Raw genomic sequence first — 14,902 nt, 5'->3', positions numbered from 1 at the left:
AAGCAACAGCCCCTCTCCGAAGAGAGGGGCTTTGTTTTGGGCGCTTGCATCGAAGGGGGCGGTCAGTCTTCGCCCGCCTCGTCGCTGGGCAGCGAGGGCAGTCGTGGCGGCACCGGCGTGTCGATGACGATAGAGGTGCGCGTGTCGCCGAACTCCATCAGCCGCGCGATCAGTGCCTGCAGTTCGGCCATCGACTCCATCGCGACCTTGATCAGCAGCCCGCCGGTGCCGGTGATGGCGTAGCACTCGACTACCTCGGGCATTGCGCGCAGCTGGGCCACCGTCGCGTAGAACTCCAGGTGCTTTACCGTCAGCTCGATCAGGCACACGATGGGCCGGCCGATCTTGGCCGGATCGACGCCGACGCGGTAGCCGGTGATCACCCCGGCGCGTTCGAGTTTGTCGATTCGTTCGGCGACCGCCGGTGCCGACAGGTTCACCCGACGTGCGAGTTCCGCGTAACTGATCCGGGCATTTTCGCCAAGGCAGGCGATGATCTTGCGATCGTATTTGTCCATGGCTTTTATTCTAAAGCAAATATTGTATACAAACTATGAATCGAAGCTCGTTGCCCAGAAAATCCCCGGTTTCTGCAGGCCTGTCAACCGGCGACACCCGTACAATTCGCCCCGTTCCGGTCGTGGTGGTGCTTGATGCCTCTTGTCTCCACCGTGCCGGCAGGATCAACGGGTGCCCCTCGGGGCGGCTCATGGTTCTGGTGATCTCTTTGTCCCTGGTCGACAGTCCGAATTCAGACAACGACCCTTGCAGGCCTGCCCTCTGTGCAGGCCTCTTTTTTTGTCTGTGATCAAGGTGTTACCGTTTGTTACACAGACAGTGCATGTCCGATCAAGACATGTCATATTTCTGTAATGGCCCGTTCTTATCCTTGCGTCAGTGACTAAACGGGGAAAGACCATGCCTGCCAATATCCTACTGGTGGAAGACGAGCCGGCGATCCAGGAACTGATCGCATTCAACCTGACCCAGGCCGGCCATCATGTGCTGCGCGCCAGCACCGCCGAGGCCGCGCTGACGCTGGTCAAGAACGCCTTGCCCGATCTGGTTCTGCTCGACTGGATGCTGCCGGGCATATCCGGCATCGAGGTCGCCAAGCGACTGCGCGCCGACGAGCGTACCCGCCATGTGCCTATCATCATGCTGACCGCGCGCTCAGACGAGCAGGACAAGATCGCCGGCCTCGAGACCGGTGCCGACGACTACATCACCAAGCCGTTCTCGCCGCGCGAGCTGCTCGCACGCATCAAGGCGGTGTTGCGTCGCCGTGCGCCGCAGATGACCGACGACACGGTGGAAATTCGCGGCCTGAAGCTCGACCCGGTCACCCACCGCGTCAGCGGCGCCGAGTCGCCGATCGACCTCGGCCCGACCGAGTTCCGTTTGCTGCATTTCTTCATGACGCACCCCGAGCGTGTACACTCGCGCTCGCAGCTGCTCGACCAGGTATGGGGTGACCATGTGTTCGTCGAGGAGCGCACCGTCGACGTGCATATCCGTCGCCTGCGCAGCGCGCTCGAGCCGTCCGGCCACGATGCGCTGATCCAGACCGTGCGCGGCACCGGTTACCGTTTCTCCACCCAAGGCTGATTCATTTTGCGCGATTTCCTGCAACGCACGCTGGTTTGGTTGGCTGCCATCGCCCTGTTGAGCCTGGCGCTCTGGCGCTTGGACAGTCCGCAGGACGCGCTGATCGTGGTGGTGGTGCTGCTCGGCGCCTGGCTGAGCTTTCATCTGTTTCACGTCGCGCTGCTGCTGCGCTGGCTGCGTCATCCCTCGCCCGAGCGGGTACCGGACGGCTTCGGCGCGTGGCGGGTGGTGTTCACCGCCTTGTACCGTCAGGCGCGCACCCAGCGCCAGAGCAAGCAGAAGCTCACCAATGTGCTCGAGCGTTTCATCAACGCCGGCGAGGCGATGCCGGATGGCGTGGTGGTGCTCGACGAGCACGAGCGGATCGAGTGGATCAACCCGAGCGCCGAGGAACACCTTGGCCTCGATCGCAAGACAGACGTGGGCAATCAGCTGTTGAACCTGGTGCGTCAGCCGAGCTTCCACGCCTATATGGCCGAGGACAGCCACAGCCAGCCGCTGATCCTGCGCACCGGCGCGCCGAACGAGAAGGTGCTGTCGATCCAGTTGGTGCCGTTCGATTCGACTCGCAAGCTGCTGCTGTCGCGCGACATCACCCAACTGGAGCGGGTGCAGACGGTGCACCGCGATTTCGTCGCTAACGTCTCGCACGAGCTGCGTACTCCGCTGACCGTGGTCGGCGGCTTCCTCGAGACCTTCGCCGACATGCCCGAGCCGGACCCGGCGATGCTCAAGCAGTTCATGCCGATGATGCTCGAGCAGACCCGGCGCATGCAGAGCCTGGTCGAGGACTTGTTGACGCTGTCGCGGTTGGAGAACAGCCCGAAGAACGTGCCGCTGGACCCGGTCGACATCGACGCGCTGCTCGACACCTTGGTGGTCGAGGCCGAGGGGCTGTCTCAGGGCCGCCATACCATCGTGCTCGAGAAGAACAGCCGCCACGGCCTGTGGGGCAGCGAGAAGGAGCTGCACTCGGCGTTCGGCAATCTGGTGTCCAACGCGGTGCGCTATACGCCGGAAGGGGGGACCGTCACGCTGCAATGGCGCGACGACGGCGAGCGCTCGGTGTTCTCGGTGCGAGACACCGGCATCGGCATCCCGCGCGAGCACATCCCGCGCTTGACCGAGCGCTTCTACCGGGTCGATCGCGGTCGCTCGCGCAACAACGGCGGCACCGGCCTGGGCCTTGCCATCGTCAAGCATGTGATCGCGCGCCACCATGCCCGGCTTGAGATCAGCAGCGAACCGGACAAGGGCAGCTGCTTCAGCGTCAGCTTCGCCGGCGAGCAGCTCTCCGAGCGTTGATCAGAGCCTGTTCAGAGTCTTTTTACGGACTGCGCTGGCCCGGCAAACGGCCAGATGCTAGGCGGGCGGCGCAGGCCTTAGTCGTTCTAAGGTCAAGCCGACCAACAACGCAGCTGACCGTTTGCCGGGTCAGCCCTCCGGGGCCGGCTCCTGCCGGCGCATCGCGTTGTCGTTCGCTCCTGGCAGTGAATGACACTGCGGCGGAACTCTCTCCTAGCGCTGCATCCGGCAGGAGCCGGCCGCAGCCGCAAAAAGACTTTGAACAGGCTCTCAGACCCGGCTCAGGCCGGGTCTTTGCCATTTGGACCTCTGCGCTCCTTGGCGCGGCGCGGCGCCGGCGCTAGGATAGTGCTTTGACATGTCCACCAACCGAATCTGGAAACACGCCATGAACCGTCTGCAAGCCATCCGGCCGTTCGGCCAACGTGTGTGGCTCGACAATCTGTCGCGCGAACTGATCGAGAGCGGCGAGCTCGCCCGCCTGGTCCATGAAGACGGCATTGCCGGCGTCACCTCCAACCCGGCGATCTTCTACAAGGCGATCAGCGGCGATGTCCGCTACCAGGACGACCTGGCCAGCCTGAAGCAGCAACCCCTGTCGGCCGAGGCGCGCTACGAGGCGCTGGTGATTCCCGACGTGCAGGCCGCCTGCGACCTGCTGGCCCCAGTGTACCAGGCCAGCGACCTGAACGACGGCTACGTCAGCCTGGAAGTGTCGCCGCAGCTCGCTCACGACGCCGCGGGCACCTTGGACGCGGCGCGCCGGCTGTGGCAGGCGGTGGCCCGTCCCAATCTGATGGTGAAGATCCCGGCGACCGCCGCCGGCATTGAGGCGTTCCGCCAGCTGACCAGCGAAGGCATCAACGTCAACATCACGCTGCTGTTCTCGCTCAAGCAGGTCGACGCGGTGTGGGACGCGTACATCGCCGGCCTGACCGCGCGCCACGCCGCCGGCCACAACATCGCCGGCATCAAGGCGGTGGCCAGCTTCTTCCTGTCGCGCGTCGACAGCCTGCTCGATCCGCAGCTGCCGGATGGCCTGCAGGGCAAGGCGGCGATCGCGCTGGCCAAGACCGCCTACGCGCGCTACCAGCAGCGCTTCCACGGCGCCGAGTTCGCCGCGCTGAACGCGGTTGGCGCCCGCCCGCAATACCTGTTGTGGGCGTCGACCGGCACCAAGAACAAGGCCTATTCGGACGTGCTCTACGTCGAGAGCCTGATCGGAGACGAGACGGTCAACACCGTGCCGGACGCGACGCTCGCCGCGTTCCGCGACCACGGCGCCGCCGCCGCCACGCTCGGCCAGGACCTGCTGGCCGCGCAGGAGCGCCTGCTCGAGGTGGCCGACGCCGGCATCGATCTGGTGGAGGTCGGTGAGCAGCTGCAGCACGATGGTCTGAAGCTGTTCGACGATGCGTTTGCCTCGCTGCTCGAACTGACCGCGTAAGCGATTGCCTGCATCACCCGACGGGACGGCCACGGCCGTCCCGTTTTGCATCTCCGCCCGGCTTGTGGTGTCCGGGAGTGCTGCCTATAGTCGCAGCGAGAAGGTCTCATCTGGATAACAAAGGACCGGCCATGGGGCCCACTCTTTCCCTCGCCGCCATCGCGGTCGGCGCCACGTTGGGTGCCTGGCTGCGCTGGGGGCTGAGCCTGCTGTTCAACCCGGTGTTCCCGACCGTGCCGCTCGGCACCCTGGCTGCCAATCTGCTCGGCGGTTACCTGGTCGGCGTGGCGGTGGCGTTCTTCGAGCACAACAGCGCGCTGCCGCCGGAGCTGCGGCTGTTGCTGATCACCGGCTTTCTGGGAGGACTGACCACCTTCTCGACCTTCTCGGCCGAGGTGGTCGGCCTGCTGGGGCGCCAGCAGTACCTGTGGGCGCTCGGCGCCGCGGCGCTGCATCTGGGCGGCTCGCTGAGCATGACCGCGCTCGGGATGGTGACCGTGCGCAAACTGATCGGCGGCTAAGACTGCCTGTGACACGTTGATGAAGGGTCCTGACGATGAGCGATCCCTCCCTGTCCTGCCCGTTCTGTCACCCGGACGGTGCGGTGCTGTCCAACGACCTCGCGCACGCGCGCTACGACCGCCACCCGGTGACGCCGGGTCATCTACTGATCATTCCGAACCGCCACGTCGCCAGCTATTTCGAGACCAGCGATGCCGAGAAGCTGGCGCTATTGAGCCTGCTCGACGAGGCGTACGCGTTGCTCGAGCGCGAATACCGGCCGGACGGCTACAACGTCGGCATCAACATCGGGGCGGCGGCCGGACAGTCGATCCCGCATGTGCACCTGCACCTGATCCCGCGCTATACCGGCGACGTCGCCGCGCCGCGTGGCGGGGTGCGCGGGGTGATCCCGACCCGGCAGTCGTACTGAGGGCGACGCGATGGGCAACGCGACCTATCTGCGCTTCTTCGTGGCGGAGAACCGCCGCCACCATGGCCGGCTTGCTTACGAGTGGCTGCTCGAGGAGGCGAAGCGGCTCGGCATTCCCGGCGGCTCGGCGTTTCGGGCGCTGGCCGGCTATGGTCGGCACGGCGTGCTGCACGAGGCGCGCTTCATCGAGCTACAGGGCGATCTACCGGTGAAGCTCGAGTTCGTCGTCAGTGATGAGCAGGCCGATGCGCTGCTCGCGAGCCTGGCCCGCGAGCAGCTGGCGCTGTTCTATGTGCGCTTCACGGTCGAGGCGGGGGTGAGCGGGGAGTCTTAATGCGCCGACAGGCCGATGTACAGATAGAGCAGGTACATCAGGCCGTTCACGCCCAGCTGCCAGACGCGGATGCCGCCGTGACGCCGCGTCGCCACGTACAGCCAGACGGCGGCGGCGAGCGTGATCGTCAGCCCCGCCAGCACCTCGGTGCGCGGCATCCACGGCGTCAGCGCGATGCCGATCGCCGGCAGTAGCGTGCCCTGGAACACCATCGCGCCGGTGATGTTGCCGAACGCCAGCGTGTCCTTGCCCTTGCGCACCCACAGGATAGAGTTAACCTTCTCCGGCAGCTCGGTGGCGATCGGGATGATCATCAGCGACAACAGCAGCGGCGAGACATGCAGGATGTCCGACGCCGATTGGACGCCGGCGATGAAGCCTTTTGCGCCGCCGACCAGCAGGGCGACGCCGAGTGCCAGTTGTGCGAGGATGGTCGTCCAGCCGACCGGCAGACCGAGCTTTTCCAGGAACATCGGCTTGTCCGCCTCGGTGCCGTAGCCCTGGTCGACCAGGTCGCTCGACGCGCGCAGCGTCACCATGACGTAGACGAAATACAGCATCACCAGCACCACACTGGTGACGGCGCGCAGGAATTCGAACGGGCCGCTCTGCGGGAAGAACATCGCCAGGGCGGCGAAGGTATAGCCGCCGAGGAAGAACAGCAGGTCGCGTTTCAGGCCGCCCGGCTCGGGGCTGATCAGGCCGCGCGGGCCGCGCTGGCGCCACACTGACAAGCCCATCAGGCAGACCGACAGCGTCGACAGCATCAGCGGTGCGCCGAGGATGGCGCCGACGCCGATCTCCTGGTTGACCTCGCCGTTGGCAGTGCCGCCCATGATCGCGAGTATCGGGACCAGGGTCTCGGGCATCGCGGTGCCGACTGCGGCGAACAGCGAGCCCGTCACGCCTTCGGAGATGCGCAGCTTCTGTCCGAGGTGTTCGAGCGCGTTGGTGAAGACTTCGGCGGCGATCAGGATCACCACCAGCATCAGAAGGAGTTCACCGAGGGTGAGCAACATAGTGGCCGAATGGAAAACGCGAAAGGCGGCAGTGTACTCCGCCATGACGGACAAACGAATAGGGCGACATGATCTGCCGCCCCGTTGGCATGTTCTGGCCTGCAGGGGCTAGCGCTGCCGCCGCGCCGCCATCCGTTCCCCGGCGGCGCGCTGCTCGTCGGCACTGAGCGTGCGTTCCGCGGTTGGAATCAGCCATTGTTCCTCGATCTCGGCGTGTTCGCGGTACATCCGCACGAACTCGCCGATCTCGGTCGGATTGACCGCTTCGAGCTCGCCCTTCTTCAGCGCCAGCAGGTCGTCGCGGATTTCGTTCCAGCATGACTGCAGGTAGCCGTGCTCGCTGGCCAGTCGCTCGAGCCGTGGCGCCGCCTCCGGCACCCGCTCGAGCAGGATGGGGAACAGCTCCTCTTCCTCGTCGCTGTGGTGCTGCGGACCGGCCTGGTCGAAATAGCGCATCACGCCGTCGATCGAGCCTTGCACCGCTTCGTCAACGCCGCGCGACGCGATGTGGCCGGGCAGGGCCTCGAGCTGATCGCAGAAGCGGCGGATCTTGTCGTGGCAGGCCAGCAACATCGCCAGCGGTTCATCGAACGACGGCCCCGGCTCCCTACCCAGTGTGTCGAGATTGATCATGATGGAACTCCTGAAGCAAGAAAACCCAAGGCGCAAGTCTGCCGCTTGTGGCGGAAGAAGACCCTCTCCGCGTTCAAGCGAACGCCGACGGGCCTGCGGGATCGGGCCGCGTTACAATCCCTCCCTACATTATGTGATAGCTGTTGTGGAGAAACGATGACACCGATCGCAGATGAGATCGGCCGCGAGCGGGTCGCCGCGGTGGTAGCGCGCTTTTACCGGAGGGTGCGCGCGCATCCGACGCTGGCCGAGCCGTTCGCCCGCGTCACCGACTGGACTGAGCACGAGGCGAAGCTGACCCACTTCTGGTGGACCACGCTCGGCGGCGCGCGCTACCGCGACGAGGAGCTGGCGGTCGGACGCGCCCATATGGACGTCGGTGTCACGCCTGCGCTGCTGGCCGACTGGCTCGGCCTGTTTCGTGCAACATTGGCCGAAGAGCCGCTGGCCGACGAGCTGTTGCTGGGCTGGCTGGAGCGCGCCGAGCGGATTGGCCAGTCGCTGTTGTATCTCGCGCAGTTCACCGCCGAGCAGCGTGCAGCGCGCCGTGCCGACGCACTCGCCGCGCACGCGGCGGAGTCGGCCGATGACTGAAACGATTCGGCCGCTCGACCCTGTTCGCCCCGCTGAGCTGATCGCCGCGTTCGCACTGGAGGAGGCCGCCACCCGACAGGAGATCGGCTGGTTGAACTATCCGGCACTGCCGCGGCTGTGGCAGGCGGCAGGCGATGTCGGCGGTGACGCGCAGCAGGTGCTCGGCGCGTTCGACGGCACGACGCTGGTGGGCCTCGCCGTCATCAGCCGGCGCGCCGACGGCGGAGGGCATATCGACCGGGTGGCGGTCGACCCGGCGCAGCAGCGACGCGGCTGGGGGCGGCGGCTGCTCGCGCACCTCTTGGCGCGTGAGCCGGCGCTCAGCATCGACACCGCAACGGCGAACCTGGCCGCCTGCTCGCTCTATCGGCACATGGGCTTCGTCGAGCAGCGTCGCTGGTCGACCCCGGACGGGCTGGAGCTGGTGCGTTTTGACCATCGATTGGCACTCGGCGGCGACGGGAGGCTGGTCGGCGTGACCCAGTGTGTCTCGCCCAACTGCGACGCCCGCCCCGGCGGCGAGCCACCCACGCTGCTCGTGGTGCACAACATCAGCCTACCGCCTTTCGAATACGGCGGCGATGCGATCGAGCGGCTGTTCACCAACCGGATCGATCCGAGCGCCAGCCCGTTCTTCGCGTCCATCGCGCAGCTGAGGGTGTCGTCGCACTTCCTGATCCGCCGCGACGGCGAGCTCATGCAGTTCGTGTCGGTGTTCGATCGTGCCTGGCATGCCGGCGTGTCGCACTACGACGGGCGCGAACGCTGCAACGACTTCTCGGTCGGCGTCGAGCTGGAGGGCTGCGATTTCGAGCCGTTCAGCGAGGCGCAGTACCGCAGCCTGATCGGGCTGACCGCGGCGCTGTCCGATTCCCTGCCGCTGACCGCGCTGGTCGGCCACCAGGACATCGCCCCGGGGCGCAAGACCGATCCTGGCGCGTTCTTCGACTGGGCGCGGGTCAGGGCGGCGACCGGCCTGCCGGGCTGACAATCTATTCATCCTCTTGCTGCGCGGCCCTGATCGGGGCTCATGCGCTTGGCGTGCGAATCTATCGCAGGGCGTATCGCAGATACGCACGCACAGATTCACTCAGCGATCAGAAATCCTCATGGACACCGAGTCCATTCCGGCTTCTGCGCTGCTCCTCACCCTGCTGAGGGCCGCTCGTGACAGAGGCCGAACCGGTTTGGGACACAACCGTTCGGCCAATGACGACCGAATTGGGCCAAAACAAGGGCCGCCCCTCGGGACGGCCCTGATCGCTTGGTGGCGGCGTTTACAGTTCGACCTGCGTACCCAGCTCCACCGCGCGGTTGGTCGGGATCTGGAAGAAGTCGGTCGCGCGCAGCGCGTTCTTGCTCATCCACACGAATATTTTCTCGCGCCAGCGCGCCATGCCCGGATGGTCGGTCGTGATCAGCGTCTCGCGCGACAAGAAGAACGAGGTCTCCATCAGTTCGAGCTTCAAGCCGGCCTGCTCGCAGTGCTTGAGGATGTCCTGCTGGTCCGGCGTCTCCATGAAGCCGTAGCGGGCAATCACCCGCCAGAAGCTTGGCGACATCTGTTCGACCTGAACCCGTTCGGCGTCGTCGACGTAGGACAGGTCCTCGGTGCGCACGGTCAGGAACACCACACGCTCGTGCAGCACCTTATTGTGCTTGAGGTTGTGCAGCAGCGCGTGTGGCACGCCGTGCGTGGTACCGGTCAGGAACACCGCGGTGCCTTCCACCCGGGTCGGGGGGTATGCCTCGATGTTTTCGACGAAGCTGTCGATCGGCAGCGCATGCTCCTGGATACGATCGAACAGCAGCTCGCGACCGCGTTTCCACGTACTCAGCAGGGTGAAGATCACCAGGCCGATTGCCAGCGGCAGCCAGCCGCCGTGGGTGACCTTGAGCAGGTTGGCCGAAAAGAACGTCAGGTCGAAGGCGAGGAACAGGCCGGTGAGCCCGCCGGCCACCGGCAGCGACCAGTTCCACTGGTGGCGCGCCACCACGTAAAACAGGATCGAAGTGATCGCCATCGTACCAGTCACCGCGATGCCGTACGCCGCGGCCAGATTGTCCGACGAGCGGAAGGTCAGCACCACCACCATCACGGCCACCAACAGCGCCCAGTTCACGAACGGCAGGTAGATCTGGCCGATTTCACGCTCCGAGGTGTGGGTGATCTTCATCCGCGGGCAGTAGCCCAGCTGGATCGCCGAGCGGGTCAGCGAGTAGGCGCCGGAGATCACCGCCTGCGAGGCGATCACGGTCGCCAGCGTGGCCAGGATGATCAGCGGTAGCACCGCCCATTGCGGTGCCATGTAGAAGAACGGGTTCTCAATGGTCTTCGGGTCGTGCAGCAGCAGCGCGCCTTGGCCGAAGTAGTTCAGCACCAGGCCCGGCAGCACCACGCTGAACCAGGCGATATGGATGGGGCGGCGGCCGAAGTGGCCCATGTCGGCGTACAACGCCTCGGCTCCGGTCAGCGCCAGCACCACCGCGCCGAGCACCAGGAACGAACCCCAGCCGTGGTGGATCAGGAAGGCCAGCGCGTTCATCGGGTTGATCGCGGCGATCACCAGCGGGGCCTTGGCGATGTTGATCGCGCCGAGCACGCCGAGCATGAAGAACCAGACCAGCATCACCGGGCCGAACAGCTTGCCGACCGTGTCGGTGCCGTGGCGCTGGATCAGGAACAGGCCGGCCAGCACCACCACCGACATCGGCAGCACGTACGGCGTGAGGGTGGGGCTGATCACTTCCAGGCCCTCGGCGGCGGACAGCACCGACATCGCGGGGGTGATGATCGCGTCGCCGTAGAACAGCGCGGCGCCGAACAGGCCGAACAGCACGATGCGCCAGCTGGCACGCCCTTCCACCAGGCGGCGAGCCAGTCCCATCAGCACCATGATGCCGCCTTCGCCCTTGTTGTCGGCCCTCAGGATGAAGGTGACGTACTTGAGCGTGACCACCAGCATGATGGACCAGAAGATCAGCGACAGGATGCCGAGGATGTTGACCTCGGAGATCGGCAGATGCTCAGCCGAGAAGCAGGTCTTCAACGTATAGAGCGGGCTGGTGCCGATATCGCCGTACACCACGCCGAGGGCGGCCAGCGTGATGCCCGCCATGGCGGACTTGCCGGATGCAGAATGGCTCATGAAAATCGATTCGGTTGCTTGTTGGGTTTCACGGCCCAGGGGGCAGCGGGCATGCTGCAGCGCGCAAGGGCCTCGGAGCGCGAAGCTTAACGCGGTCGGACACCGCGGCCAACCTTTGCCCTCGTTTCGCGCTGCACCGGGTGTCGGTGGAATACGACATAGGCGTGGCGCGGCTTGACAGCATTGCCCGGTCTGCCGTACGCCAGCAACATGTCATTGATATTTTAATGACATTTTTTCGGCCGATCAGCGGCGTGGCGTGGCGTTTTCGTTCGGCGCGGCTTGACGCTACAATCGATGCATTTACCGCTATCAATCCAGAGAAAGCCGTCCGAACATGCGTGCCTCGCAGTTTTTCATCTCCACCCTGAAAGAAGCTCCCGCCGACGCCGACATCATCAGCCAGAAACTGATGCTGCGCGCCGGCTTTATCCGCAAGGTCGCCGCCGGCGTCTACACCTGGATGCCGATGGGCCTGAAGTCGCTGCGCAAGGTCGAGAACATCGTCCGCGAAGAGATGAACCGCGCCGGCGCGATCGAGCTGACCATGCCGGTGGTGCAACCGGCCGGCCTGTGGCAGGAAACTGGCCGCTGGGACAAGATGGGCGACGAGCTGTTGCGCTTCAAGGACCGTCACGAGCGCGACTTCGTGATCCAGCCGACCTCGGAAGAGGTCGTCACCGACATCGCCCGCAGCGAGCTGAAGAGCTATCGCGCGCTGCCGAAGAACTTCTACCAGATCCAAACCAAGTTCCGCGACGAGCGCCGTCCGCGCTTCGGCGTGATGCGTGGCCGCGAATTCACGATGAAGGACGCCTACTCCTTCGACCGTGACGCCGAAGCGGCCGGCAAGAGCTACGACAATATGTACGCGGCCTACTGCAAGATCTTCGACCGCCTTGGCCTGACCTACCGCGCGGTGGCGGCCGACACCGGCGCGATCGGCGGCGACCGCTCGCACGAATTCCAAGTGATCGCCGACACCGGCGAGGACGCCATCGTCTACTGCCCGGCCTCCGACTACGCCGCCAACATCGAGTTGGCCGAAGCGGTGGCTCCGGCCGAAGCCCGCCCGGCGGCGGTCGCCCAGCTTGCCAAGGTGCACACCCCGAACGTCAAGACCATCGCCGAGCTGGTCGACTTCCTCAAGGTCGACATCAAGCAAACCGTCAAGGCGATAGTGGTCGAAGGCGAAGAGGGCGACGCGGTGCTGATGCTGGTGCGCGGCGACCACGAGCTCAACGAGGTCAAGGCCGAGAAGCTCGCCGGCATCAAGAAGCCGCTGACCTTCGCCTCCCCGACGCTGATCCGCGCCGCCTTCGGCGCACAACCGGGCTCGCTCGGCCCGGTCGGCTTCAAGGGCCGCATGATCGCCGACCGCACCGTCGCCGCGATGGCCGACTTCGTGATCGGAGCCAACGAGGACGACCAGCACTACACCGGCGCCAACTTCGGCCGCGACTGCGCCGAGCCGGAAGTGGTCGACATCCGCAACGTGGTGGTCGGTGACGCGTCGCCGGACGGCAAGGGCGTGCTGGCGATCCAGCGCGGCATCGAGGTCGGCCACGTGTTCTACCTCGGCACCAAGTACTCCGAAGCGATGGACGCCACCTTCCTCGACGAGGACGGCAAGCCGCGCTTCTTCGAGATGGGCTGCTACGGCATCGGCGTGACCCGTATCCTCGGCGCGGCGATCGAGCAGAACAACGACGAGCGCGGCATCATCTGGCCGGACAGCATCGCGCCGTTCGCCGTGGTGCTGTGCCCGGTCGGCTACGACCGCAACGAGGGCGTGAAGGCTGCCGCCGACCAGCTGTACGGTGAGCTGGCCGCCGCCGGCGTCGACGTGATCCTCGACGACCGCGGCGAGCGCCCCGGCGCGATGTTCGCCGACTGGGAGCTGATCGGCGTGCCGCACCGCGTCACCATCGGCGACCGCGGCCTGAAGGACGGCAAGGTCGAGTACCAGCACCGCCGCGACAGCGCCGCTACCGCCATTGCGGTCGATGCGATCGCCGCCGAACTGTTGCAGCGCCTGGCCAAGTAATGCGGCTGACGCCGGCGCTGGCGGCCATCCTCTGCGCGCTGAGCCTGCCGGCCGTCTGGGCCGGCGCGCAGCGTGAGGAGGCGCTGTCGGCGACGGTGGCGTCGGCGATGCACCGCTCGGTCAGCGACGTCAACGCACCGCGGCTGGTGTTCGCCCGGCCGCAGGACGGCATAGCGTGGCTGTCCGAGATGTCGCGGCGGCTCGAGAAGCGCGTGCCCGACCCCTGGGTGCGCGAGCGCCTGCTCGTCGCGGTGCAGTACGAGGCCAGCCGCGCCGGGCTCGACCCGCAACTGGTGCTGGCGCTGATCCAGGTGGAGAGCAATTTCCGCAAGTATGCGATCTCGTCGGTCGGCGCGCGCGGGCTGATGCAGGTAATGCCGTTCTGGCAGCGCAGCATCGGTTCGCCCGACCACGACCTGTTCGATCTGACGACCAATCTGCGCTACGGCTGCGCCATCCTGCGCCACTACCTCGACATAGAGCGCGGCAACCTCAGTCGCGCGCTCGGACGCTACAACGGCAGCCTCGGCCAGCCGCAGTACCCGGACGCGGTGCTCGGCACACTGCGCAGTAGCTGGCAGTGGGCGCCACCGATGGCCACGCTGGCGCAGAACTAGGTAATTTGGCCGGCCATCCTGAAAAAACACCCCGCTCAGGCGGTAATGCCGTTCACTTAAGGAAAAAGCACCGCCCACCAAGGCGGAAAAACGGTGCTTTTTTGTTACTTCCAAGCGTTCTTCGAAGCTAAAATCCGGACTGAACGGCTTAAGTGAACGGCATTACCGCTTAGGCGGGGTGTTTTGCTTGGTGCGATCAGAACTGGTAGCCGAGGCCGAGGAGGATGATGTCGCTGTCGCGGCTGTAGTCGGTGACGATGCGGTGCCAGTGGATGCGGGCACGCAGATGGTCGGTGATCCCGTAGCTGGCGGTCAGCGTGACGATGCCGGAGATCTCGCGGCCGCTGCTGCCGCTGACCTGATCGGTCTGATAGCGGTCGAATGCAGCATAGATACCGCCGCCGACGCCGAGAGTGAGCTTCTTGTCGAAGAATTCCGGCTCCAGCCACGCCTGCAGCGCCCCGCCATTGCGACGAGTCAGGCGGGTGTCACCCTCGTTGATCCACGCGCCGGACAATTTCACCACCGGGCTCAACGAGTAGCGGTACTCCAGGCTCTTGGCGACGCCGGTTTCCGACTTGAAGCTGTTGACGATGGTCTGGCCGGCCAGCAACGTGACCTCGTTGTTGCTCTTACCGCTCTGCCAGGAGCCGCTGTCAAGGCCATCCGGCGTCAGCTGATAGCCGAGACCTAGCTGGATCGAGTTGGTGGTGATGCCGCCACCGCCCTGTACCCGGTTCAGGCGCAACTGGTACAGCCACTTGCTGTCGGGGTAGTAGGTAGCGGCGGCGCTGTACAGCACCGCCACGCCGTGGTCGTCGCTGTAGCCGACGCCGTTGGCCGCCATGGTTGTGTCGAAGTAGTGGTAGGGGCCGACGCCGGCCGACAGCACCAGCCTGTCCCACAGCGGGGACGAGCGCCACCATAGTTGAGCGCTGTGGCCGTCGCGGTGGTGGCCTGGCACATGGCCCTCGTTGCTCCAGGTGACGCTGGCGGCGATGTGCTCGGTCAGCGGTGTCTGGTAGGACAGCATCCACGCATAGGAATGACCTTCCGGCTCCTTGCTGTCCATCGCCCCGGCCGAGAGTGTAAATTCGTCGGCGTGGGTGCCGGTGGCGAGGCCCATTAGCATGGTCGCAACAGCGGCGCGACGGATGTGTCCATATCTCATTGCGGGGCCGACTTTGGTCATTGCTTAATGGGTGTTTTAGACCA

The 14,902-nt window shown here is 65.5% G+C and carries 15 protein-coding genes and 1 pseudogene; 11 read left to right on the top strand and 5 right to left on the bottom strand.

Annotated features, from left to right (window positions below; all coding sequences use genetic code 11):
• Positions 1-62: 62 nt before the first annotated feature.
• The gene (locus tag QU481_RS07355; protein WP_289829284.1) at positions 63-518 is read right to left on the bottom strand and encodes an Lrp/AsnC family transcriptional regulator; all 456 of its coding nucleotides are present in this window, start codon (positions 516-518) and stop codon (positions 63-65) included.
• 400 nt (positions 519-918) lie between these two features.
• On the opposite strand from QU481_RS07355, the gene phoB reads away from it, so the two are divergent.
• The 6 genes from phoB (at position 919) to QU481_RS07325 (ending at position 5,628) form a co-directional block, all read left to right on the top strand.
• Positions 919-1,608 carry a phosphate regulon transcriptional regulator PhoB gene (gene phoB, locus QU481_RS07350; protein ID WP_289829283.1) on the top strand — a complete coding sequence of 230 codons (690 nt, stop codon included), beginning with the start codon at positions 919-921 and terminating at the stop codon, positions 1,606-1,608.
• A 6-nt stretch (positions 1,609-1,614) separates the two neighbouring features.
• The gene (gene phoR, locus QU481_RS07345) at positions 1,615-2,913 is read left to right on the top strand and encodes a phosphate regulon sensor histidine kinase PhoR (protein ID WP_289829282.1); all 1,299 of its coding nucleotides are present in this window, start codon (positions 1,615-1,617) and stop codon (positions 2,911-2,913) included.
• A 388-nt stretch (positions 2,914-3,301) separates the two neighbouring features.
• A complete protein-coding gene (tal, locus tag QU481_RS07340) occupies positions 3,302-4,360 on the top strand; it encodes a transaldolase (protein ID WP_289829281.1) in 1,059 nt (352 codons plus the stop codon).
• Between the two features lie 131 nt (positions 4,361-4,491).
• Positions 4,492-4,881, top strand: a complete 390-nt coding sequence (gene crcB / locus QU481_RS07335) for a fluoride efflux transporter CrcB (RefSeq protein ID WP_289829280.1) — start codon at positions 4,492-4,494, stop codon at positions 4,879-4,881.
• Positions 4,882-4,916: 35 nt separating this feature from the next.
• On the top strand, positions 4,917-5,294 hold the full coding sequence (locus QU481_RS07330; RefSeq protein ID WP_289829279.1) for an HIT family protein: 378 nt from the start codon (positions 4,917-4,919) through the stop codon (positions 5,292-5,294).
• A gap of 10 nt (positions 5,295-5,304) precedes the next feature.
• On the top strand, positions 5,305-5,628 hold the full coding sequence (locus tag QU481_RS07325) for a DUF190 domain-containing protein (protein ID WP_289829278.1): 324 nt from the start codon (positions 5,305-5,307) through the stop codon (positions 5,626-5,628).
• Here the strand turns inward: QU481_RS07325 and QU481_RS07320 are convergent.
• Positions 5,625-6,647, bottom strand: a complete 1,023-nt coding sequence (locus QU481_RS07320; RefSeq protein ID WP_289829276.1) for a sodium:calcium antiporter — start codon at positions 6,645-6,647, stop codon at positions 5,625-5,627. The two genes, QU481_RS07325 and QU481_RS07320, sit on opposite strands and share 4 nt — an antisense overlap.
• Before the next feature lie 108 nt (positions 6,648-6,755).
• Positions 6,756-7,280 (bottom strand): hemerythrin domain-containing protein, encoded by a 525-nt coding sequence (locus QU481_RS07315; RefSeq protein WP_289829275.1) that lies wholly within the window; start codon positions 7,278-7,280, stop codon positions 6,756-6,758.
• A gap of 156 nt (positions 7,281-7,436) precedes the next feature.
• Between QU481_RS07315 and QU481_RS07310 the strand changes: the two genes are divergently transcribed.
• From QU481_RS07310 to ampD, 3 genes and pseudogenes are all read left to right on the top strand, one after another.
• Entirely contained in the window at positions 7,437-7,874 is a 438-nt protein-coding gene (locus QU481_RS07310; protein ID WP_289829273.1) for a group III truncated hemoglobin, read from the top strand.
• Positions 7,867-8,292, top strand: a pseudogene (locus QU481_RS07305) (GNAT family N-acetyltransferase); the annotation flags it as partial. The gene QU481_RS07310 and the pseudogene QU481_RS07305, both read left to right, overlap by 8 nt.
• A 24-nt stretch (positions 8,293-8,316) precedes the next feature.
• Positions 8,317-8,862 (top strand): 1,6-anhydro-N-acetylmuramyl-L-alanine amidase AmpD, encoded by a 546-nt coding sequence (gene ampD / locus QU481_RS07300; RefSeq protein ID WP_435382725.1) that lies wholly within the window; start codon positions 8,317-8,319, stop codon positions 8,860-8,862.
• A 289-nt stretch (positions 8,863-9,151) separates the two neighbouring features.
• On the opposite strand, the gene kup is transcribed toward ampD, so the two are convergent.
• Positions 9,152-11,023, bottom strand: coding sequence for a low affinity potassium transporter Kup (kup, locus tag QU481_RS07295; protein WP_289829272.1), 1,872 nt, complete (start codon positions 11,021-11,023; stop codon positions 9,152-9,154).
• A 337-nt stretch (positions 11,024-11,360) separates the two neighbouring features.
• Between kup and QU481_RS07290 the strand changes: the two genes are divergently transcribed.
• Complete coding sequence (locus QU481_RS07290) at positions 11,361-13,070, top strand: proline--tRNA ligase (protein WP_289829270.1); 1,710 nt, start codon at positions 11,361-11,363, stop codon at positions 13,068-13,070.
• On the top strand, positions 13,070-13,687 hold the full coding sequence (locus tag QU481_RS07285; protein WP_289829269.1) for a transglycosylase SLT domain-containing protein: 618 nt from the start codon (positions 13,070-13,072) through the stop codon (positions 13,685-13,687). The genes QU481_RS07290 and QU481_RS07285 overlap by 1 nt, the downstream gene beginning before the upstream one ends.
• A 196-nt stretch (positions 13,688-13,883) precedes the next feature.
• Here QU481_RS07285 and QU481_RS07280 read toward each other — a convergent pair whose 3' ends face one another.
• Entirely contained in the window at positions 13,884-14,858 is a 975-nt protein-coding gene (locus QU481_RS07280; RefSeq protein WP_289829268.1) for a hypothetical protein, read from the bottom strand.
• Between the last annotated feature and the right edge of the window lie 44 nt (positions 14,859-14,902).

Origin of the sequence: Crenobacter oryzisoli, from assembly GCF_030385785.1 — a bacterium.
Taxonomy (GTDB): Bacteria; Pseudomonadota; Gammaproteobacteria; order Burkholderiales; family Chromobacteriaceae; genus Crenobacter_A; species Crenobacter_A oryzisoli.
Note: the sequence above shows the minus strand (reverse complement) of the source record. Positions and strands in the feature narration are given on the sequence as shown.